This is a genomic window from Saccharothrix longispora (genome assembly GCF_030852425.1).
In the GTDB taxonomy this organism is placed as follows: Bacteria; Actinomycetota; Actinomycetes; order Mycobacteriales; family Pseudonocardiaceae; genus Actinosynnema; species Actinosynnema longispora.
On record NZ_NSDM01000005.1, the window covers coordinates 369,022 to 389,844 of the forward strand.

At 73.2% G+C, this 20,823-nt stretch carries 16 protein-coding genes; 11 read left to right on the top strand and 5 right to left on the bottom strand.

Annotation, left to right across the window (positions count from 1 at the left end; all coding sequences use genetic code 11):
- Nucleotides 1-62: 62 nt before the first annotated feature.
- The 6 genes from CKY47_RS14815 (at nt 63) to CKY47_RS14840 (ending at nt 9,418) form a co-directional block, all read left to right on the top strand.
- Nucleotides 63-2,393: a hypothetical protein gene (locus tag CKY47_RS14815; protein ID WP_306746360.1), complete on the top strand. Its 2,331-nt coding sequence runs from the start codon at nt 63-65 to the stop codon at nt 2,391-2,393.
- A 550-nt stretch (nt 2,394-2,943) separates the two neighbouring features.
- Nucleotides 2,944-5,157, top strand: coding sequence for a rhamnogalacturonan lyase family protein (locus tag CKY47_RS14820; protein WP_306746361.1), 2,214 nt, complete (start codon nt 2,944-2,946; stop codon nt 5,155-5,157).
- A 344-nt stretch (nt 5,158-5,501) separates the two neighbouring features.
- Nucleotides 5,502-6,443 carry an arabinan endo-1,5-alpha-L-arabinosidase gene (locus tag CKY47_RS14825; protein ID WP_371320672.1) on the top strand — a complete coding sequence of 314 codons (942 nt, stop codon included), beginning with the start codon at nt 5,502-5,504 and terminating at the stop codon, nt 6,441-6,443.
- Between the two features lie 39 nt (nt 6,444-6,482).
- Nucleotides 6,483-7,976 carry a family 43 glycosylhydrolase gene (locus CKY47_RS14830; RefSeq protein ID WP_306746363.1) on the top strand — a complete coding sequence of 498 codons (1,494 nt, stop codon included), beginning with the start codon at nt 6,483-6,485 and terminating at the stop codon, nt 7,974-7,976.
- A 254-nt stretch (nt 7,977-8,230) separates the two neighbouring features.
- Nucleotides 8,231-8,608, top strand: a complete 378-nt coding sequence (locus CKY47_RS14835) for a hypothetical protein (protein WP_306746364.1) — start codon at nt 8,231-8,233, stop codon at nt 8,606-8,608.
- Nucleotides 8,609-8,665: 57 nt separating this feature from the next.
- Nucleotides 8,666-9,418 carry a MerR family transcriptional regulator gene (locus CKY47_RS14840; protein ID WP_306746365.1) on the top strand — a complete coding sequence of 251 codons (753 nt, stop codon included), beginning with the start codon at nt 8,666-8,668 and terminating at the stop codon, nt 9,416-9,418.
- 197 nt (nt 9,419-9,615) lie between these two features.
- Here CKY47_RS14840 and lysS read toward each other — a convergent pair whose 3' ends face one another.
- Together lysS and CKY47_RS14850 are read right to left on the bottom strand one after the other, a co-directional pair.
- The gene (lysS, locus tag CKY47_RS14845; RefSeq protein ID WP_306746366.1) at nt 9,616-11,286 is read right to left on the bottom strand and encodes a lysine--tRNA ligase; all 1,671 of its coding nucleotides are present in this window, start codon (nt 11,284-11,286) and stop codon (nt 9,616-9,618) included.
- A 15-nt stretch (nt 11,287-11,301) separates the two neighbouring features.
- Complete coding sequence (locus CKY47_RS14850; RefSeq protein ID WP_306746367.1) at nt 11,302-11,505, bottom strand: hypothetical protein; 204 nt, start codon at nt 11,503-11,505, stop codon at nt 11,302-11,304.
- A gap of 36 nt (nt 11,506-11,541) precedes the next feature.
- Between CKY47_RS14850 and CKY47_RS14855 the strand changes: the two genes are divergently transcribed.
- From CKY47_RS14855 to CKY47_RS14875, 5 genes are all read left to right on the top strand, one after another.
- Complete coding sequence (locus CKY47_RS14855; protein ID WP_306746368.1) at nt 11,542-12,585, top strand: methyltransferase; 1,044 nt, start codon at nt 11,542-11,544, stop codon at nt 12,583-12,585.
- 52 nt (nt 12,586-12,637) lie between these two features.
- Entirely contained in the window at nt 12,638-13,660 is a 1,023-nt protein-coding gene (locus tag CKY47_RS14860; RefSeq protein ID WP_306746369.1) for an LLM class flavin-dependent oxidoreductase, read from the top strand.
- Nucleotides 13,661-13,956: 296 nt separating this feature from the next.
- A complete protein-coding gene (locus CKY47_RS14865; RefSeq protein ID WP_306746370.1) occupies nt 13,957-14,784 on the top strand; it encodes a CPBP family intramembrane glutamic endopeptidase in 828 nt (275 codons plus the stop codon).
- Nucleotides 14,781-15,935 (top strand): sensor histidine kinase, encoded by a 1,155-nt coding sequence (locus CKY47_RS14870; RefSeq protein WP_306746371.1) that lies wholly within the window; start codon nt 14,781-14,783, stop codon nt 15,933-15,935. The genes CKY47_RS14865 and CKY47_RS14870 overlap by 4 nt, the downstream gene beginning before the upstream one ends.
- Nucleotides 15,932-16,591: a response regulator gene (locus CKY47_RS14875; RefSeq protein ID WP_306746372.1), complete on the top strand. Its 660-nt coding sequence runs from the start codon at nt 15,932-15,934 to the stop codon at nt 16,589-16,591. Before CKY47_RS14870 ends, CKY47_RS14875 begins: the two co-directional genes overlap by 4 nt.
- A gap of 18 nt (nt 16,592-16,609) precedes the next feature.
- Here the strand turns inward: CKY47_RS14875 and CKY47_RS14880 are convergent, their stop codons facing one another.
- From CKY47_RS14880 to CKY47_RS14890, 3 genes are read right to left on the bottom strand one after another with little or no spacing between them, the layout of a single operon-like run.
- On the bottom strand, nt 16,610-17,800 hold the full coding sequence (locus CKY47_RS14880; RefSeq protein WP_306746373.1) for an ATP-grasp domain-containing protein: 1,191 nt from the start codon (nt 17,798-17,800) through the stop codon (nt 16,610-16,612).
- Nucleotides 17,800-19,047 carry an ATP-grasp domain-containing protein gene (locus CKY47_RS14885; RefSeq protein WP_306746374.1) on the bottom strand — a complete coding sequence of 416 codons (1,248 nt, stop codon included), beginning with the start codon at nt 19,045-19,047 and terminating at the stop codon, nt 17,800-17,802. Before CKY47_RS14885 ends, CKY47_RS14880 begins: the two co-directional genes overlap by 1 nt.
- The gene (locus tag CKY47_RS14890; protein ID WP_306746375.1) at nt 19,040-20,746 is read right to left on the bottom strand and encodes a hypothetical protein; all 1,707 of its coding nucleotides are present in this window, start codon (nt 20,744-20,746) and stop codon (nt 19,040-19,042) included. Before CKY47_RS14890 ends, CKY47_RS14885 begins: the two co-directional genes overlap by 8 nt.
- Nucleotides 20,747-20,823: the final 77 nt, after the last annotated feature.

Sequence of the window (20,823 nt, forward strand, 5' to 3'; positions counted from 1 at the left end):
CGGCCGCTCGCGCCCTGCACCTCCCCGCCCGTCCACTCCCTGCGTTCCGCGGAGGCAACGCCATGGTCACCAACCTGACCCCCACCACGATCAGCACGCCCCCTCCCGGCGGCGGGTCCGGCTTCACGATGGAGCAGTCCGCCATGGACGCGCTCCAGCAGCAGGCCGACGAACTGAGCGCCGGTTACCAGGAGGTCTCGTCGAAGCTGTCCGGCCAGATGCTGGCGGGCAACGCGTTCGGCACCGTCGGGACGTTCGCCGCCGAGGCGTTCAACGCCTCCAACGGCAGGTCGGTCGAACTGGCGGGCAAGGCCGCCTCCACGCTCGGCCTGGTCGGCGAGGGCTTGAAGGCCACCGCGCAGACCCACCTGGAGGCCGACCGCGCCGGCGGCGAGCAGTTCGCCAGGATCGAACCCGCCGAGATCGCCGAGAGGCCCCAGGGCGCACCCGCGGGCGGCGCCGGCGGTCCCGGTGCGCCCCAGGGGCCGCCGGTCACCCCGACCGAGCAGGTTCCCGGCGCTCCGGATGGTGGCGACGGCGCCCCGTCCCGGACCGACGGTCCGCCGGTCACGCCGACGGCGGACGTCCCCGGCGCGGACGGCACCACGCACGCCTCGAAGTCCACCGGCCCCGAGACCCCCACCGCCCAGGCCGTGCCCACGGGCCAGGGCGGCGGTGCGCCGACCGCCCAGGCGGGCGGAGTCCCCACCGGTCAGATGCCCCCGACGCCGACGGTCCCGGCGGGCACGTCCTCCACCCCGGGTGGCGGCGGTTCGGCGGAGGGCACCAGGGCCGCAGCCGCCCGGATGCCCGCCGCACCGGCCCAGTCCGCACCGGCCCAGTCCGCACCGGCCCAGTCCGCACCGGCCCAGTCCGCACCGGCCCAGTCCGCACCGGCCCAGTCCGCACCGGCCCAGTCCGCACCGGCCCAGTCCGCACCGGCCCAGTCCGCACCCACCCGGTCCGCGACGCCCCAGACCCCGGCACCCGTGCCCGCCTTCCCCGAGATCCCCGATCCGCCTGCCGTCCCCAGCGGCACCGGGACCGGTGGCGGTGGCGGCCTCGCGGACGCCCTCAGGAACAGTCCCGCGACCGACCGCACCGGTGCCGAGTCGACGGCAGGCGCGAAGACCCCGACCGGCGGCACCACCCCGGCAGCAGGCACCACGCCCTCAGCGGGCACCACGCCGCCGCCCATGCCTCCGATCCCGGAGGTGCCGAAGGACCTGTTCGAGCAGCCCGGCATCCCCGACCTCGGCACGGGCAGCACCTCGACCGGCGGCTCCGGCAGCCTGCCCGGCAGCGGCTCGGGGACTTCGGGCGGCTCGGGGACTTCGGGCGGCTCCAGCACACCCTCGGGATCGAACGCGGCAACGCCGACCCCACCACCGATGCCACCCATTCCCGAGGTCCCGAAGGACCTGTTCAAGCAGCCCGGCATCCCCGACCTGGGTACGGGTGGCAGCGCTGGCGCGCCTTCGGGCTCCAGTGGGACGACGCCGTCCGGAGGCATGACCCCACCGGCGACGCCCCCGATCCCCGAGGTGCCGAAAGACCTGTTCAAGCAGCCCGGCATCCCCGACCTCGGGACGGGCAGCGGTTCGGGCGCTCCAGGCGGCACGCTTCCCGACACCCCTGATCGCGGCGAACAGCCGCCAGGGGGACAGGGCGGTCGCGGCGACCGTGACGCCTCGGGTGAGGAACGTCCCGGCCGACACGGCGACGGTCGTGACCAGCAGAGCGGCGATCACAAGGACCACGATCGTCACGGCCGTGACGGCGAAGTCCGCGACCACCAGGGCCGGGAGCACCCGGGCCGGGACCACGAAGGCCGCGACCGGGACCGCGAGGAGCGCGATCACGAGGGTCGTGGCGGCGAAGGCGGCGGTGCGGGCGGCGGCGGTGAGCAGGGTGAGCGGTCGGAGCGCGACCAGCACGGCTTCCCCGTCACCACGGTGGACGGCAAGCCGTGCCTCGACCTGCGCGACCTCCCCGTCGAGGAGGGCGAGCGCTGGCAGGAGAACATCCGCGACATCCTCGCCACCAAGGGCGAAGGCTCCTTCTTCTGGGCCGGCGACACCATCGACGCCCGGGGGCAGCGGCACTCCCTCATGGACCTGGTCGAGTTCATGACCAACCTGGACGGTCGCGACCAGTCAGGTTCCGAAGCGGCCGGGCAGTCGGGCCGCGAGGTGTCGGACACCGTCTCCGCCAGCCCCGCCCGCAGCGCCAACGGCGACGTCTACGTCCTGGTCGGCCCCAACCGCGCCGAGGACGACCCGGTCGCGCTGGCGGACTTCCCGGCGCTCCAGGCCAACCCCAGGGTCGAGCGGGTGTTCGCGATCGACGTCGTCACCGGTCGGGAGACGCAGATCCACCCCGAGGTCTCCTGATCGCCCGGCCGGCGGGGAGGTCCACTGGACGGGACCTCCCCGCCGGCCGGTGACAGAAGCGAACGGCGGTGTGCCCCGCCGCCACGAGACACACCGCCCAGGTCCGCCAGGAGGCCGGACCTACTGGTAACGCTCCCAGATGAATTCGGTATTGGCACTGCACCATTCGGGCGATGAAGCGCCCACCTGATCCACCACCAAGCGAGACGCGACACCGAGGCAGCGGGCGCGGGGCGAAACTTTTCGGCAGAGCTGTTGACACCAGGACGGCGACGTTCGTACGGTCTAGCTCACCCGCCGTCGGCGATCGAACAGCCTGAGCAGCAACGTGATCGGGAGTTCTCCACACCTCACCAGGCAAACGGAGCAACTACGCCACACCAGCCGGATAGCGCTTTCCATAATTCCACACAGGTCTTATTGAATCGTTTCACCACAGAAGGAAACCCCTCCTGCGACCGCCACGAACGCAGGGACACACCAGACCATTCCTGGGAGCGCTCCCGGGATTGGACGAGCGAATGGAGCAACGGTGCTCACAACCTCGCGGGTGCGAGTGGTCGCTGCCGCCGCGGCGATCAGCGCATTGACCGGCGGCCTCCTGATAGCGGGAGTGGCCTCGGCCGCGCCCGGCTGCAAGGTCGACTACACGGTGCAGAACAAGTGGCCGGGCGGGTTCACCGCCGCCGTGACCGTCACGAACCTGGGCGATCCGGTGGACGGGTGGCGGCTGACCTGGGCGTTCCCCGGCACCGAGCGGTACGGCCAGGGCTGGAACGCCGAGTTCGCCGCCTCGGGCGCGAGCGTGACGGCGTCCAACGTGGACTTCAACCGACAGGTCCCGACCGGCGGCACGGTGACGTTCGGGTTCAACGGGACCACGAGCGGCAGTGACGTCGGCACGCCCTCCTCGTTCGCGCTCAACGGCACGACGTGCACGGGCGGCGTCAACCCGACCACCACCACGAGCACTACGACCACCACGACCGGCGTGACCACCACGACCACGACCTCCAACCCCGCGCCCGGCGACCCGACCGGCCGCAAGCAGGTGGAGCGGTTGGACCGGGGTGTGGTCAGCGTGCGGTCGGGCAGCGGGAACCTGGTGAGTTGGCGGTTGTCGGGAGGTGATCCGCAGGACGTCGGGTTCAACGTCTACCGGGGCGGCACGAAGCTGAACTCCTCGCCGATCACCACCTCGACGAACTACCTCGACGGTGGTGCGGCGGCGGACGCGTCCTACACCGTGCGCGCCGTGGTCAACGGCACCGAGCAGGCCGCCTCCCCCGCGTCGCTGGCGTTCGCTTCCGGTTACCGCGACGTGCCGATCCAGTCGCCGGGCAGCGGCTACGTCGCCAACGACGCGAGCGTCGGCGACCTGGACGGCGACGGGGACTACGAGTTCGTGCTCAAGTGGGACCCGGACAACGCCAAGGACAACTCCCAGTCCGGCGTGACCGGCAACGTCTTCGTCGACGCCTACAGCCTCCAGGGCACCCGGTTGTGGCGCATCGACCTGGGGCGCAACATCCGGGCGGGGGCGCACTACACGCAGTTCCAGGTCTACGACTACGACGGCGACGGTCGGGCCGAGGTGGCGATGAAGACCGCCGACGGCACCCGGGACGGCCGGGGCGCGGTGATCGGCAACGCCTCCGCCGACCACCGCAACTCCTCCGGCTACGTCCTCGCCGGCCCGGAGTTCCTGACCATGTTCGACGGCCGGACCGGCGCGGCGGTGTCCACGGTCAACTACGACCCGCCGCGTGGCACCGTCTCCTCCTGGGGCGACAGCTACGGCAACCGGGTGGACCGCTTCCTGGCGGGCACCGCCTACCTCGACGGCGCCCGACCCAGCCTGGTCATGGCGCGCGGCTACTACACCCGCGCGGTGGTCGCCGCCTGGGACTTCCGCAACGGCACGCTGACCAAGCGCTGGACGTTCGACTCCAACGCGTCGGGCAACTCCGGCTACGCCGGGCAGGGCAACCACTCGCTGAGCATCGCCGACGTCGACCAGGACGGCCGCGACGAGATCGTCTACGGCGCGGCCACGATCGACGACAACGGCCGCGGCCTGTGGACCACGGGCCTCGGGCACGGCGATGCCGGCCACGTCGGCGACCTCGACCCCGCCCGCCCGGGCCTCGAGTACTTCAAGGTCTCCGAGGACACCTCCAAGCCCGGCTCCTGGTTCGCCGACGCCCGCACCGGTCAGCGCCTGTGGACCACCGCCTCGGGCAGCGACAACGGCCGCGGCGTCTCCGGGGACATCCACCCCGGCAGCCCCGGCGCCGAGTCCTGGTCGTCGGCGGACGGCAGCCTGCGCAGCCCGAGCGGCGCGAACGTCGGCCGCAAGCCGTCCTCGGCGAACTTCCTCATCTGGTGGGACGGCGACCCCAGCCGTGAACTGCTCGACCAGACCCGCATCGACAAGTACGGCACCGGCGGCGACACCCGCCTGCTCACCGGCGCCGGCGTGACCTCCAACAACGGCACCAAGGCCACCCCCGCCCTCTCCGGCGACATCCTCGGCGACTGGCGCGAGGAAGTCGTCTGGCGCACCGGCGACAACACCGCCCTGCGCGTCTACTCGACGCCCACCCGGACCGACCGGCGCATTCCCACCCTCATGCACGACACCCAGTACCGCGTCGCCATCGCCTGGCAGAACACCGCCTACAACCAACCCCCGCACCCCAGCTTCCACATCGGCAACGGCATGACCACCCCGCCCCGACCCGACATCCACTACGCGGGCTGACCCGCCCCGCGGACCACGCGCGTGTGCCCGAGCCGACGAGCCGGGCACACGCGCGTACCCATGTTCGACTGTTAGCGGTCACAAAATTTTGCGGCAGCACGACTGGGACAGCAAGAATCGTCCGCCGAAACAAGCTGGTAAGGGCAATGTGAACGATACAGATTCGAACGGATTCGACCACAACAAGCTTTGTTAGCGATAACAGGTGGTCTTGCCCGCTCGCCACTCACCTCCTATGGTCGAGGAGCGCTCCCCGGAAGCGCGCGCACCGCTGCGACCCGCGCAGCACAGCCGCCGCCACCCGATCCGACGCATTAGGGGACAACGTGGTCTCATTGAGGAAACTGGCGTTGACGCTGTTGAGCACGCTCGCCGTGACGGTCGCGGTGGCACCGCACGCGTCGGCCTACCCCGCACCCGGCCGGGTGACCGGTGACATCGGCGTGCACGACCCGAGCGCCGTCAAGCGCTCGGACGGCAGCTACCTGATCGCGCACACCGGCAACGGAATCGCGCTCAAGACCTCCAGCGACCGCACCGCGTTCCGCAACGCCGGCGCGGCCTTCCCCGGCGGCACGCCGTGGGCGAACACCTACACCAACAACTCGCGCAACCTGTGGGCGCCGGACCTGTCCTACAGCAACGGCCAGTACTACCTGTACTACTCGGCCTCCACGTTCGGCTCGAACCGGTCGGCGATCTTCCTGGCCACCAGCCCCAGCGGCAATTCGGGCACGTGGACCAACCGCGGCCTGGTGGTCGAGTCGCGCACCAGCGACAACTTCAACGCCATCGACCCCGACCTGGTCGTCGACGACTCGGGCCGCTGGTGGTTGAGCTTCGGCTCGTTCTGGTCGGGCATCAAGATGATCGCGCTCAACCCGTCCACCGGGCTGCGCTCGGACAGCACGGTGCGCTCCATCGCCGGGCGCAACGGCGGGGCGATCGAGGCTCCGAACATCGTCAAGCGCGGCAGCTACTACTACCTGTTCGTGTCGTTCGACCGGTGCTGCCAGGGCGCGGCGAGCACCTACCGGGTGATGGTCGGCCGCTCGACCAGCGTCACCGGCCCCTACGTCGACCGCAACGGCACCGCGCTCACCTCCGGCGGTGGCACCGAGATCCTGGCCGGTCAGGGCAGCGTCCACGGACCCGGCCACCAGGACGTGCTGGCGGACGGCGACGGCGACGTCCTCTTCTACCACTACTACGCCGACAACGGCGCGTCGCTGCTCGGCATCAACCTGCTCAGGCTCGACTCGGCCGGCTGGCCCTACGTCTACTGACCGCACGCGAATCCCGTGCAGCGTCGCAGGGAGAAGATCTTGACAACGATCACCACCGGTTCGCTCCGACGACGGCGGACCACTCTCGTCCTGGCCACCACCACCGCCTTGTTCGGCGGCCTCACCTCCGCGCTGCCACCGGCGGCGTCGGCGGCCACCGTGGACACCAGCGCCTCCTACGTGCTGGTCAACCGCAACAGCGGCAAAGCGCTCGACGTGTACGACCTCGCCACGAACGACGGCGCGCGGATCTCGCAGTACACCCGCAACGACGGGGCGTGGCAGCAGTGGCAGTTCGTCGACTCGGGCGGCGGCTACTACCGGCTGAGGTCGCGCCACAGCGGCAAGGTGCTGGACTTCCCCTCCACCGCCGACCGCACCGGCCTGGTGCAGAACACCGACGCCAACCGCACGAGCCAGCAGTTCCGCCTCGCCGACTCCGACGGCGGCCACGTGCGCCTGCTCAACCGCGCCGGCGGCAAGGCGGTCGACGTGCTCGACTTCTCCACCGCCGACGGCGCCCAGGTCGTCCAGTGGCCCGACACCGGCGGCGCCAACCAGCAGTGGCAGCTGGTCAAGCTGGGGTCGAGCACGCCGGGCACGTTCGCGAACCCGATCAAGCGCAACGGCCCGGACCCGTGGCTCCAGTACCACAACGGCTACTACCACCTGGCCACCACGACGTGGAACTCCACGATCACCATGCGCCGCTCCCGCACCCTCGCGGGCCTGGCCACGGCGGCCGACCAGGTGGTGTTCAACCTCGCGGGTCGCCCGAACGGCTGCTGCAACATGTGGGCCCCGGAGTTCCACCTGCTCAACGGGCGCTGGTACCTCTACTACGTCGCCGGGCAGAACGTGCCCGACTTCAACCCCACCCAACGCCTGCACGTCCTCGAAAGCGCGGGCTCCGACCCGATGGGCCCGTACAGCTTCAAGGCCGACCTGGGCAACACCTGGGAGCTGGACCCCAGCATCCTGCAACACGGCGGCAGGCTGTACCTGCTGGGCAGCGCGACCGACGGCACCCAGTCGCTCACCATCACCCCGCTGTCCAACCCCTACACCACCAGCGGGCCGCGACGCACCATCTCCCAACCCACCCTGTCCTGGGAACGGCAGACGCACCCGGTCAACGAAGGCGCGGAACCGCTGTACCACAACGGCCGCACCATGGTCGTCTACTCGGCCAGCGCGTGCTGGGGCCCGGACTACAAGCTGGGCCTGCTGACGTTGACCGGCAGCGACCCGCTCAACCGCGCCCACTGGACGAAGTCGCCCAACCCCGTCTTCCAGCGCAACGACGGCAACGGCGTCTTCGCCCCCGGCCACAACGGGTTCTTCAAGTCCCCCGACGGCACCGAGGACTGGATCGTCTACCACGCCAACGACTCCGCCGGCGGCGGCTGCGACATGAACCGCTCCACCCGCGCCCAGAAGTTCACCTGGAACGCCGACGGCACGCCCAACTTCGGCACGCCCGTCCGCCTCGGCACGCAACTGCGCGCACCCTCCGGCGAACCCGCCAACTGACACACCGACCGGGAACAACGCCGTTCCCACCGCGGGTGCCGATGGCCTCTCCCCCATCGGCACCCGCGGCCCGGTCACCACGGCCCGGTCACCGTGTCGCGGTCCCCTCCGGTCGCCACCGGGCGTACCAGTCGGCAACGGCGCGCAGCGGGACCGGCAGCGGGGCGAGGTCGGGTTACCAGGCTCGTTCCCACTCCAGCGACACCCAGCCCGACCCATGGGCCGGCAGGCGTCCGCGCTCCGTCCTCGGCTGCGTGCTGTTCTCCCGCAGCACCCGCGAGCACTTCCTGCTCACCGGGCGCCTGCTCGCCGCCTGCCGGGGCGTGTCCCTGCTGCACGCGCTGTGGGACTCCGTGAACAGCATCGCCGTGCTGATCACGCTGGTGCTCACCGAGCAGCCGGGGCAGCGGCGGGCGTTGGAGTCGGGCTACCTGCCCGAGCCCGCGGCGACCCGGGTGCAGCTGTTCACCGCGTTCACCTGGATCGGGCTCGCGGTGATCTCGGCGATCGGCCTGGTCTGGCCGGCCGTCCTGGTGCGGGCCTCGCGCAGGCAGGCCGTGCCGGTGACCGTGCGGGGCCACCCGCCGGCCACGGACGCGCGGTGGTGGCCGACGGGCGGGTACCACCGGTGACCGGGCGCCCGGTTCCGGCTTGACCTTCCAGTCGACTCGAAGGCCTACCGTCGCCGGGTGACCACGTACCGCATCTCGCAACTGGCCGAGCGGGTCGGGTTGCGCCCCACCACCCTGCGCTTCTACGAGCAGGCAGGCCTGCTGCCGGCGCAGCGGTCGGGGTCCGGCTACCGGCTCTACGGCGACGACGCGGTCGAGCGCCTGGGCTTCATCACCGCGGGCAAGCGCCCCGGCCTGCCGTTGGAGGAGATCAGGGGCCTGCTCGCCGTCGGGGAGGACGGGGTGTGCACCGACGTGCGCCGCCGGCTCCGGCCGATGCTCCGGGAGCGCATCGCCCGGACCGAGCGGACCGCCGCCGAGCTGAACTCCTTCACCGACCGGCTGCGCGGCGCACTGGACGAGATGGACGGCCCGCCACCGCCCGGCCGCTGCGCACCCGGCTGCGGCCTCCCGCACGGCGGGCCGGTGCCCGTGCCGGTGACCGTCGAGCCGCGCGGCCCCCGCCCCGGCGAACGGGACGCGTCGCCGATCGCGTGCGCCCTCGGCGACGACGACCGGGCGGAACGCGTCCGCGCGTGGCGGCGCCTGCTGGAGCGGGCCACCGGCAGGTGGGCGATCGACCGGGGGCTGCGGATCACCCTGCCCGCGAACCTGGCCGGGCGGGTCGCCGGACTGGCCGCCGCCGAGCAGCGGTGCTGCGCGTTCTTCGAGTTCAGCCTGCACCTGTCGGCCGGCGACCTCCAGTTCGACGTCCGCGCCCCGGAGGACGCGGCCGCGCTGCTGACCGAGGTGTTCGGCGCGGCCGGCTGAACCCCGGCCCGGTTGCGGCCGGCGACGGTGGGCGTGGCACCGACGAGGTGACCGCGCACCGCGGAGCGTCGGGTCCGCGGTGGAGCTGTTCCCGACGCCCCGGTCGCCCGACCCGCCCGTTGCCGGCGGGACGGGCCCGTTCGCACGTCACCGCGGGTGGTCGGCGGCCGGCGGAGGACCGGCCGCCGACCGCGCGGTCAGTTGCCCAGGAGCTTGCGCACCCGGTCCGGTCCGGTCGCCAGCAGCAGCGTGGGCAGGCGGGGCCCGGTGTCCCGGCCGATCAGCGCCCGGTACAGCAGCACGAAGAACGACCGCTGGAGCACCTTCAGCTCCGGTGTCGGGGCCGCGTCCATGTCCAGACCGGCCTGGAGCTTGGGCACGCCGTACACCAGCCGGGTGAGGCCGTCGAGCGTCCAGTGCTCGTCCAGGCGTTCGAGCAGCTTGCCGACCATCTGCCGCTGCTCGTCGTCCAGCGAGGCCGCCAGCTCGGCGTCCGGCTCGTCCAGGACCCGCGTGTGCTGGTCGGCGGGCAGGTAGCGCTCCACCCACCGCCGCGCGCAGTCGAGCCGAGGCCGGACCTCGTCCAGGCCGGTGATCGGGTCCTCGCCGTCCACGCCGCCGAGGATGCGCAGCATCTGCTCCTCGTCGCCGGTGGTGATGTCGGCCATCGAGGCCAGCATCCGGTAGGAGACCGGGCGCGGCGTGGCGGGCAGGCGCACCTCGGCGGTGCTGACCGCGCGCTCGTGGGCGGTGGCGTCGGCATGGTTCGCGGCGCCCTGGCGCACCCGCTGCTCCAGGGCGTCCCACTCGTCGTACAGGCGGTAGATCTCCTGGTCGAAGGCGATCTTGAACGACTGGTTGGGCTTGCGGCGGCTGTAGAGCCAGCGCAGCACGGCCGGCTCCATGATGCGCAGCGCGTCGCCCGGCGTCGGGACCGCGCCCGCGGAGCTGCTCATCTTGGCCATGCCGGTGATCCCGACGAACGCGTACATCGGGCCGATCGGCTGCCGACCGCCGAAGACCTCGCGCACGATGTGCCCGCCGACCTCGAACGAGGAGCCCGGGGACGAGTGGTCGACGCCCGACGGCTCGAACGCCACGCCCTCGTAGGCCCAGCGCATCGGCCAGTCGACCTTCCACACGAGCTTGCCCCCGGTGAACTCGGAGAGCAGGACCGCCTCACCGTGGCCGCAGGCGCACGTGTAGGTCATCTCGGTGGTGTCGTCGTCGTAGGCCGTGATCGTGGTGAGGTCCTTGCCGCACGCCGAGCAGTACGGCTTGAAGGGGTAGTACCGCCCCCGGGGCGCCGCGTCGCCCGAGCCGTCCGGGTCGTCGGCCGGCTCGGTCTTCTTCCTGGTGCGGAAGCGGCCCAGGATCGCGTCGATGCGGTCGCGCTCCCGCATGGCGAGCAGGACCTGGTCGCGGTAGCGGCCCGACGTGTACTGCTCGGTCTGGCTGATGCCGCGGTAGGTGACGCCCAACTCGGCGAGCGACTCGATCATCGCCGCCTTGAAGTGCTCCGCCCAGTTCGGGTGCGGGCTGCCGGGCGGGGCGGGCACCGCGGTGAGCGGCTTGCCGATGTGCTCCTCCCACGACGGGTCGATGCCGGCCGGGACCCGGCGGAACCGGTCGTAGTCGTCCCACGAGATCAGGTGCTCGCACTCCCGCCCGCGCCGCCGGATCTCGTCGGCGACGAAGTGGGGCGTCATCACCTCGCGCAGGTTGCCCAGGTGGATCGGCCCGGACGGGCTCAGCCCCGAGGCGCACACGACGGGTTTGCCCGGAGCGAGGCGATCGGCTTCGGCCAGCACCTCGTCCGCAAGCCTCGAAATCCAATCCGCTTCGGTCGAGCGATCCACGGCGAGCACATCCTTTCAGGCATTTCAACGGCCTGATTGTCCCAGGACGCCCCGGCGCGCCGCGTGCCGGGGGACGCCGGACGGGTGACGCCCCGCCACGGGCGCGTCGGTCACCGGCGCGGCGGGGACGACGGCGCCCGGCTGCTCGGTGGGCGACTCCTCGCCGTCGGGCCCGGAGAGGCTGTCGCGGGACAGGTGGGCGATCGCCGGGTGGTCGGGAACCGACACTGGCGATCACCATGTGTAGTCAATACAGTACATGTGGTGACATCTGCCGCGGACTCCCCCGACCCGATCGCACGGCCGGCGGAGGACGACCTCCGCTTCGCCCTCATGGACCTCGCGCTGAGCTACCTGTTCCCGGCCGCGCTGCGCGCCGCCGCGGCGCTGGGCGTGGCCGACCACCTGGTCGACGGGCCGCGCCCGGTCGCCGAACTGGCCGGGGCGGTCGGCGCCGACCCGCTCAACCTGCACCGGGTGCTGCGCCTGCTCGCCACCCGGGGCATCTTCACCGAGGACGACGCCGGCCGGTTCGCCCTGACCCCCTCGGCGGAGCTGCTGCGCACCGACGTGGCGTCGTCGTTCACCCCGGCGGTCCTCATGATCACCGACACGACGTTCTGGCGGCCCGCCGGCGAGCTGGAGGAGACCGTGCGGACCGGGAGGACGCCGTTCGACCGGCTGTTCGGGATGCCGTTCTTCGAGCACTTCGCCCGCGACCCCGAGACGGCGGCGGTCTTCCACGTCGGCATGGCGTCGATGTCCGACCCGGAGAACCCCGTCGTCGCGCGGGCTTTCGACCTGCCGCCCGACGCCACGGTCGTCGACGTCGGCGGCGGCCACGGCGGCCTGCTGCTGTCCGTGCTGCGGGAGCACCCGGACGCGCGTGGGGTCCTCTTCGACCAGCCGCACGTGCTCGCGGGCCACCGGCTCGGCGAACTCGGCGCCCACGACCGCTGGGACCTCGCCGCGGGCGACTTCTTCACCGAGGCCCCACCCGGCGACGCCTACCTGCTCAAGCGCATCCTGCACGACTGGGACGACGAGCACGCGCTGCGCATCCTGCGCCAGTGCCGCCGGGCCGTCTCCGACCGCGGCCGCGTCCTGGTCGTCGACGCCGTCGTGCCGCCCGGGAACGACCCCGATCCCGGCAAGGTCATCGACCTGCTCATGATGAGCTCGTTCACCGGCCGGGAACGCACCCGCGCCGACTTCGACGCCCTGTTCGCCCGGGCCGGCTTCCGCCTGACCAGGGTGCTCCCGACCGACACCCGCCTGTCGATCGTGGAGGGCGTGCCCGCCACCTGACCGGGCAAAGTAGTTGAGGAATCAACCAGCGCGGCGGGGCGTTGCCCCGGACGTGAAGAAAATCGGTTTCCTGTCCTTCGGGCACTGGTCCGACAGCCCGCACTCGCAGACCAGGACGGCGGCGGACGCCCTGGTGCAGGCCGTCGACCTGGCCGTGGCCGCCGAGGAGCTGGGTGCGGACGGCGCCTACTTCCGGGTGCACCACTTCGCCAGGCAGCTGGCGTCGCCGTTCCCGCTGCTGGCCGCGATCGGAGCCCGGACCGAGCGCATCGAGATCGGCACCGGCGTGATCGACATGCGCTACGAGAACCCGATGTACACGGCCGAGGACGCCGGGGCCGCCGACCTGATCTCCGGCGGCAGGCTCCAGCTCGGCCTCTCCCGGGGATCGCCGGAGCAGGTGGTCGACGGCTGGCGCTACTTCGGCTACCAGCCGAGCGAGGGCGAGACCGACGCCGACATGGCCCGCAAGCACACCGAGGTGCTGCTGGAGGTGCTGCACGGCAAGGGGTTCGCCCGGCCCAACCCGCGCCCGATGTTCCCCAACCCGCCGGGGCTGCTGCGCGTCGAGCCGCACTCGCCGGGCCTGCGCGACCGGATCTGGTGGGGCGCCGGTTCCAACGCCACCGCCGTCTGGGCGGCGCGGCAGGGCATGCACCTGATGAGCTCGACGCTGAAGAACGACGAGGGCGGGGCGCCGTTCCACGTCCAGCAGGCCGAGCAGATCCGGGCGTTCCGCAAGGCGTGGGCGGAAGCCGGGTGGGAGCGCGAGCCCCGCGTCTCGGTCTCGCGCAGCATCTTCGCCCTCACCTCCGACCTCGACCACGCCTACTTCGGCGACGACGGCGACAGCACCGACAAGGTCGGCTACATCGACGCCGACACCAGGGCCGTCTTCGGCCGCACCTACGCCGCCGAACCCGACGTCCTGATCGGACAGCTGGCCGCCGACGAGGCGATCGCCGAGGCCGACACGCTGCTGCTGACCGTGCCCAACCAGCTCGGCGTCGACTACAACACCCACGTCCTCGACAGCATCCTCACCCACGTCGCCCCGGCCCTCGGCTGGCGCTGACCCCGCCGGCGCACCACCCGGTCGGAGCGGCGCCGCGACGGGGTTCGGCCGTGCTCGGAGGACCGGGCACGAGCCGGCCGGGCCGCCGCGATCACCTCGTCGCGGCCCGAGGGGACGAGTGGGCGCGTGCGACGAGGACCACTGCGGGGACGGCGGCACCGGCGGCGTGGCGGGCCGCTTGTCCCCCGCGCGAGCTACCCGCGGGTGTCCACCTCGCGGTGATGATCCGGAGGTCGTGCGCTCACTAGCGTTCCCCTGGCCGCGGCACCCCGTCGCGGCCAGGGGAAGGAGCAGTCGTGCGATTCGCGGAACAGCTCGTGACCGTCCTCGCGGTCGCGCTCGTCGGCAACCAGGGGGTCGCCGCCGCGCGGGGGAACCCCTGGCTCGCGCTCGCGCTCGGGACCGCGACGGCGGTGCTCGCGGTGCTCGCCTACGCGTGGGTGGTGCGGCGGACCGAACGCCGGGCGCCCGTCGAGGTGGGGCGGGACGGGGCCGCCGCCGCGATCGGCCGCGGGCTGCTGATCGGCGTCGCGATGTGCGGGGCCGTCATCCTCGGCATCGCCCTGCTCGGCCACTACGAGGTCGACGGCTGGGGTTCCCCCACGGGTGCGGTGGGGCTGCTCGGCTTCATGGCCGCCGCCGCCGTGACGGAGGAACTGCTCTACCGCGGCGTCCTGTTCCGCATCGTCGAGGAGCGCACCGGCACGTGGGTCGCGCTGCTGTTCACCGGCGTGGTGTTCGGCGCGTCGCACCTGTTCAACCCGGACGCGAGCCCGTGGGGCGCGGTCGCCATCTCGATCGAGGCGGGCTTCATGCTCGCCGCCGCCTACGCCGCCACCCGCACCCTGTGGGTGCCGATCGGGCTGCACTTCGGCTGGAACTTCGCCCTGGGCGGTGTCTTCGGTGCCGAGGTCTCGGGCGGCGACACGGCGAAGGGCCTGCTGGACGCGACCCTCTCCGGTCCCACCCCGATCACCGGCGGCGCGTTCGGCCCCGAGGGGAGCCTCTACGCGGTGGCGGCCGGTGTGGTGCTGACGGCCGTGTTCCTGCTGCTGGCGCACCGCCGGGGCCACGTCGTCCCGCGCCGTCGCGCGGACCGCGTCGCCGCTACGCTCGCCCCGTGATCGACGTCCGGCGGCTCCAGGACCTGTGGCGTCGGTGCGACGTCGCGGTCCGCGACCTCCCGCCCGCCCTGCTGCTCGCCGCCGTGTCGCTGCTGCCGGGCACGGGCGACTACGGGACGCAGCTCGGCGCCCTGCCGCACCGCCCGTTCGACGCGCTGACCGTCGCGGTGGTCGCGCTCGAGTGCCTCCCGCTGGTCGTGCGCAGGCGGTGGCCCGCCGCCTGCCTGGCCCTGGTGGCGCTGGGCTTCGCCGTCGACCAGCTCCACGGGTTCCACACCTTCGCCACCATCGCGCTGCCCGTGGCGCTGCTGAGCGCGGGCGCCCACCTGGAGCGGCACCGCCGGACCGCCGCCGCCCTGGTGTCCGCCGCGTACGTGCCGCTGGCGGTCGCGCTCGAACGGCGCGGGGTGGACGAGGGCGTGGCCGGGTACGTGACGTTCTACCTGGCACTGGCCGTCGCGTGGGGCGCCGGGGCGTGGCTGCGGTTGTCGCGGGAGGCCGAGGCGGAGCGCCGGCGGCACGTCGCCGAGACCACCCGGGCCGCCGAGCGCACGCGGATCGCGCGCGAGCTGCACGACGTGGTGACGCACCACGTGACGGCCATGGTCGTCCAGGCCGAGGCGGCGCGCTGCCTGACCGCCGCCCCGGAACGCCTCGACCGGACCCTCACCGCCGTCACCGACACCGGCCGCCGGGCCATCTCCGACCTGCGGCACCTGCTCGACCTGCTCGACCCGGACCACGGCGCCCCGCCGGGGGCGCGCTCCCCCGGTGGGCTGACCGCCCTGGTCGAGCAGACGCGGCAGGCGGGCCAGCCGGTCGAGTTCCACGAGGAGGGCCGGCCGCGGGAGACGGCGGGCAGCGCCGAGGGCGCGGCCTACCGGGTCGTGCAGGAGGCGCTGACGAACGCGCTCAAGCACGCCCGCGGCAGCCGTACGGCGGTCCGCGTCCACCACACCACCGGGGGGATCGCCGTGGAGGTGACCACGGAGGGCGCGGGGGCGGGTCCCGCCCCGCCCGGCGGCAACGGGCGCGGCCTCACCGGGCTCCGCGAACGGGTCGACGTGCTGGGCGGCGAGTTCGACGCGGGTGGGCGACCGGGCGGCGGTTTCGTCGTCCGGGCCCGCATCCCCGCCGGGGGGACGTCGTGACCGCGCCGATCCGGGTCCTGGTCTGCGACGACCAGGCGCTCATCCGCACCGGGTTCGCGACGATCATCGGCGCCCAGCCGGACCTGGAGGTGGTGGGCGAGTGCGGTGACGGGCGGACCGCGGTCGAACTGGCCGGCCGGTTGCGCCCGGACGTGGTGGTGATGGACGTGCGGATGCCGGTCCTCGACGGCATCGAGGCCACCCGGCTGCTGGCGGGCACCGGCGTGCCGGACCCGGTCAAGGTGCTCGTGGTGACGACGTTCAACCTGGACGAGTACGTGTACGAGGCGCTGCGCGCGGGGGCGGGGGGTTTCCTGCTGAAGGACGCCCCGGCCGACCGGCTGCTGCACGGCATCCGCACCGTCGCCGCCGGCGCGGCGCTGCTGGACCCCGAGGTGACGCGCCAGTTGGTGGGCAGGTACGCCACCCGCATCCGGCCGCCGGCGGGAGCCCCGACCGACGTGCCGCTGGCGCCGCGCGAGCTGGAGGTGCTGCGCCTGATCGCCAACGGCCTGTCGAACGGCGAGATCGCCGCGGCCCTGGTGATCAGCCAGGAGACCGTGAAGACGTACGTGTCGCGCATCCTCACCAAGCTCGACCTGCGCGACCGCGTGCAGGCGGTGGTCTACGCCTACCGCCGGGGCCTGGTGACCTGAGCCGGCGGGGCACGGGGATCACCGCTCCTCGGGGCGCACCTCGATCCGGACCCCACCCGCCAATCCCTCCAGCAGGTCGTCGACCTCGGCCGCGCCGGGAGCGCCGACCACGAGCACGGCGGGCCGGTCGGCCGAGTGGGCGACCGGTCGGACGGTGGCGCCGGGCGCGGCCGACAGGTGGGCGGCGAGGAGGCCGGGCGTGGTCGGGCCCGGCCAGCCCTCCACCGCGGTCACGGTGCCCGGAGGAACCGGCGGGAAGTGCACGGCGGCCGCCCCGGCGGCGGGTGGCACGGGAGCCGGGGGCACGCCCAGCAGGTCGTCCACCAGGGTCCCGTACAGCTCCAGCCCCGGGTGGACGTGCTCCAGCATGGCGTGGATGAAGTCCCCGCCCGGACGGGCGTGCAGCTCACCGAGCACCGGCGCGGGGGTGAGCCAGAACTCGACGTGGAAGATCCCGTGGGTCAAGCCGGCCGCGCGCAGGGCGCGCGCGACCTCCGCGCGGGCGGCGGCCTCGGTGGCCGGGTCCAGGACCGCCGGCATCCGGTGCCCGGTCTCCACGAAACCGGGCCCGGTGGACTTGGCGGTCAGGCCGACCACCACCGGCTCGCCGCCGACGAAGACGCCCTCGGCGGAGTACTCGGGGCCGGTGACGAACTCCTCGACCAGGAACGGCCCGCTCGCGTCGGGCAGCGCGGCCACCGCGGCCGGCAGGTCGTCCACACCGGACACCAGCGACACGCCGACGCTGCCCATGGCGTCACGCGGCTTGACGATCCACGGCCCCGGACCGGTCAACGCGGCCCGCGCACCGTCCACATCGGACACCACCGCGCACGCCGGCTGGGGCAGTCCCGCCTCGCGGAGCACCTCGCGGCACAGGTCCTTGGTGCGGACGGTGCGCACCGCCCGCGGCGGGTTGCCGGGCAGGCCCAGCTCGTCGGCGATCGCGGCGACGGACTCCACGCACATCTCGCGGAACGTCATCACCGCGTCGACGCGCACGGACCCCGCCGCCGCCCAGGCCCGGGCGGCGGCGGGGTCGTGCACGTCGAACACGGCGGTCTCGTCCACCAGGTCGGACGTCGCCGCCACCGCGTCGGCGCCCACCAGCCGCAGGCCGCGGCGGCGCACCTGGGCGCTGACGCGGCGCAACTGGTCGCGACCGTGCGGCGTGCCGGACGCGTGGCCCAGCAGCAGGACCGCGCGCACTACGAGATCCGCGGGGTGACGGCCTCGACGGCGCGGGCCAGGGTCGCGCGCACGGCGTCGGCCGAGTCGCCCACGGCGATGACCGCGCCCAGCGTGCCGGACATGTAGTCCTGCGGCGGCAGGGCGACGGACGCGCCGGCCGAGCGCTCGACGGCGACGTGCCGCACCCCCGGCACCGCGAGCGCGTCGACCACGCCGTCCACGGAGAGCACCACGCCCGCCTTGTCCGCCATGATCTTGCGCACCCCGGAGAACAGGGGGCCCGCGGTCCCGGGCACGGGCGCGGAGCCGGTCGCGACGCGGATGACGTTCTCCGCGAACGGCACGCCCGTGGCCAGGCCGACCAGGTGCGAGGTGATGAAGTCCCCGCCCACCCGGGCCGCGACCTCCACCAGCTTCACCGTGCCGTCGGGCGCGGCCATGCACTCCAGGTGGAAGGTGCAGTCGTCCAGCCCGATCGCCGACACCACGGTCGCCGCCAGCCCGCGGGCCGCGTCCTGGACCGCGGGCGGCAGGCTGCTCGGGAACGTGTGCGCCAGCTCCAGCCGGAACGGCTCGGTCGTCTCCTTGTCGGTGATGCCGGCGACCACGACCTCGCCGCCGACCACGAAGCCCTCGACGCTGTGCTCGGTGCCGACCAGGAACTCCTCGAAGATCAGCTCGTTCGGGTTGTCCCCGAACACCTTGTCGACCTCGGGGCGGGTGTAGCGCATCAGCTCGTCGAACGCCGGGCGCAGCTCGTCCTCCGAGCGCACCACGAAGATCCCCTTGCTGCCCGACGCCGACGTGGGCTTGAGCACGGACGGGTAGCCGATGTCCGAGGCGGCCTTGGCCAGCTCGTCCCAGGTGGTGACCCGGGCGTACCGGGGGATGGTGTGCGGGTGCTCGGCCAGCGCCTCCCGCATCAGGTACTTGTTGCGCGCGATCCGGGCGGCGCCGACCGACGGGGCGGGCAGGCCGAGCCGCTCGGCGATCCGGCTCACCGTCTCCACGTCCCGGTCCGACCAGGTGACGACACCGCGGATGTCGTGCTCGGCGGCCACCGCGTCCACGGCGCGGTCGACGGCGGCGAGGTCGTAGGTGTCCACCTTGTGCACGACCCGCACGATCCGCTCCGGCAGCCCGGCGGGCACGGTGTCGGCGATCAGCGCGACGCCGAAGCCGAGCCGGTGGGCCGCCTCCACCGCGGCGCCGTGCTCCAGGTGGGTGCGGCGCAGGTTGAGGAACAGCACGACGGGGTCAGACATGGACATCTTCCTTAGTGTCGATCAGCGCGGCGGAATCATATCGGGCCTGGTACCACGGGTTGTCGAAGTCGGTGACGGCCAACTCGACCGGGTGCGCGGCACTGGCCTGGTAGAGCGCGCGCAGCAGTTCGCCGACCGCGACGGACGCGCGCAGGTCCGCCTCGGTGTACGGCACGCCGTCGGTGCGCATGAGCCGGAAGTCGTGCAGGCCGGGCCGGTGCGCGCCGGCGAGGTCGATGCCGAAGGGCACCCGGATCGCGTACCGGACGCCGTTGGCGACGTGCCCGGTGTGGTGCTGGTCGGACCAGTCGGTGACGTCGGACATGGTGGGTGCGTAGAACCAGTCGCGGTCACCGGACCCGGCGTGCACGCCGATCGTGTGCGGCAGGTAGTGCCAGCCGTTGTAGCGCATCCGGGCGCTGATGGCCCGCAAGACCTGCGGCAGCTGCTCGGGCGCCCGCGCGAACCGGTCCACGAAGCCGGTCGACGGGGTCACGCAGCAGTAGAACGCGTTGGTGGTCCACCCGACGGCCGTGGCCGCCTCCCCCGCCGCGACGAGCCGGGCGAGTTCGTGCGGCCTGCGCGGGCCGCGCGACATGCCCACGTCCGAGCCGGTCGCCCCGGTGGCCGCCTGCACCAGTTCGTGCAGCACCTGCTCGAACCGGCTGGTGAACCCGTCCCCACCGGCCTCGCGCAGACCGGGCGCGGCGGTCGCGCACGCGCGGGCGACGTCCTCGAAGTCGCCGGGGACCGGGGACTCGACGAGCAGCGCGAACGTCTCCAGCACCTGCGCGGGCACGTCGGCGACGGTCACCGGGGTGCTGGTGAGGTGCTCCTGCTTGTTCAGGTTCAGGCCCTGGATGAGCCGGTAGGGCCGCACCCCGGCCGCGACCGCCGCCGCCCGGCCCGCCGCGCACGCCTCCGCGAGCACGTGCAGCCGCTCCCCCGCGGGCAGGCCGGCGGTGTCCGGCCCGGCGACCCGGTAGGACGCGATCCGCTGCCGCAGGAACGCCTCCAGCCGGTCCGGCCGCAGCTGGGTGCCGCTGAACTCCTCGGCGCGCACCGGCGGCCCGGACACCAGCAGGGCGTGCAGGCAGGCCACGAAGGTCGCGTCCCGGTGGTCCCACTCGGCGACCGGCACGCCGAGCAGCCGCCCGAGCACGCAGTCGGGCGAGTCGATCCGGGTGGACTTGCCGACCAGGTTCCCCCTGCCGAGGTTGGTGTAGCAGCGGTCGCCGGTGTAGAGCAGCACGGGCGCCATGTGCAGCAGCGACTGCCGGATGCGCTCGACCATCGCGACGACCCGCTCGCGCGGCAGGCCCGCCAGCCAACCCGCCACGTCGGCGAACTCGGCGTCCTCGACGTCCTGGAGCGCCCGGAGCTCCGCCGGGTCCACGGCGATGTCCGCGACGCCGACCGGCAGCGCGTCGTCCGGCACGCCGGCGCCGATGACGAGCCGCCCCGTCCTCGTCAGCGCCAGCCGGTAGCCGGGCCCCTCGGCGGCCAGGGGCGCGTCCCGGCCCGCCGCGAGCAGTCGTTCCTCCGGTCTGGTCAGCGCGGCCAGGCCGATCCCGGCAGGCAGCCTGCCGTCGAGCGTGGCCGCGGTGAGCGCCGCGTCACCGGTGTTCCCCTTGGTCGCCGCCACCTTCGCGACGGCGGTCGCTAACTCGATGAAGCCCTCTGCCCGCAGGATGCCCACGTGATTCCCCTGTCACCATGAGATCGGTTGTTCCAGCCGAGATCACCCGGTGCGCGGCGGTGGGCACCGGGGTGGTT

Bases quoted from the DNA above. Each gene is read 5' to 3' on its own strand.
- CKY47_RS14815 (WP_306746360.1), top strand. From the start codon at position 63: ATGGTCACCAACCTGACCCCCACCACGATCAGCACGCCCCCTCCCGGC.
- CKY47_RS14885 (WP_306746374.1), bottom strand. From the start codon at position 19,047: ATGTCTGACCCCGTCGTGCTGTTCCTCAACCTGCGCCGCACCCACCTG.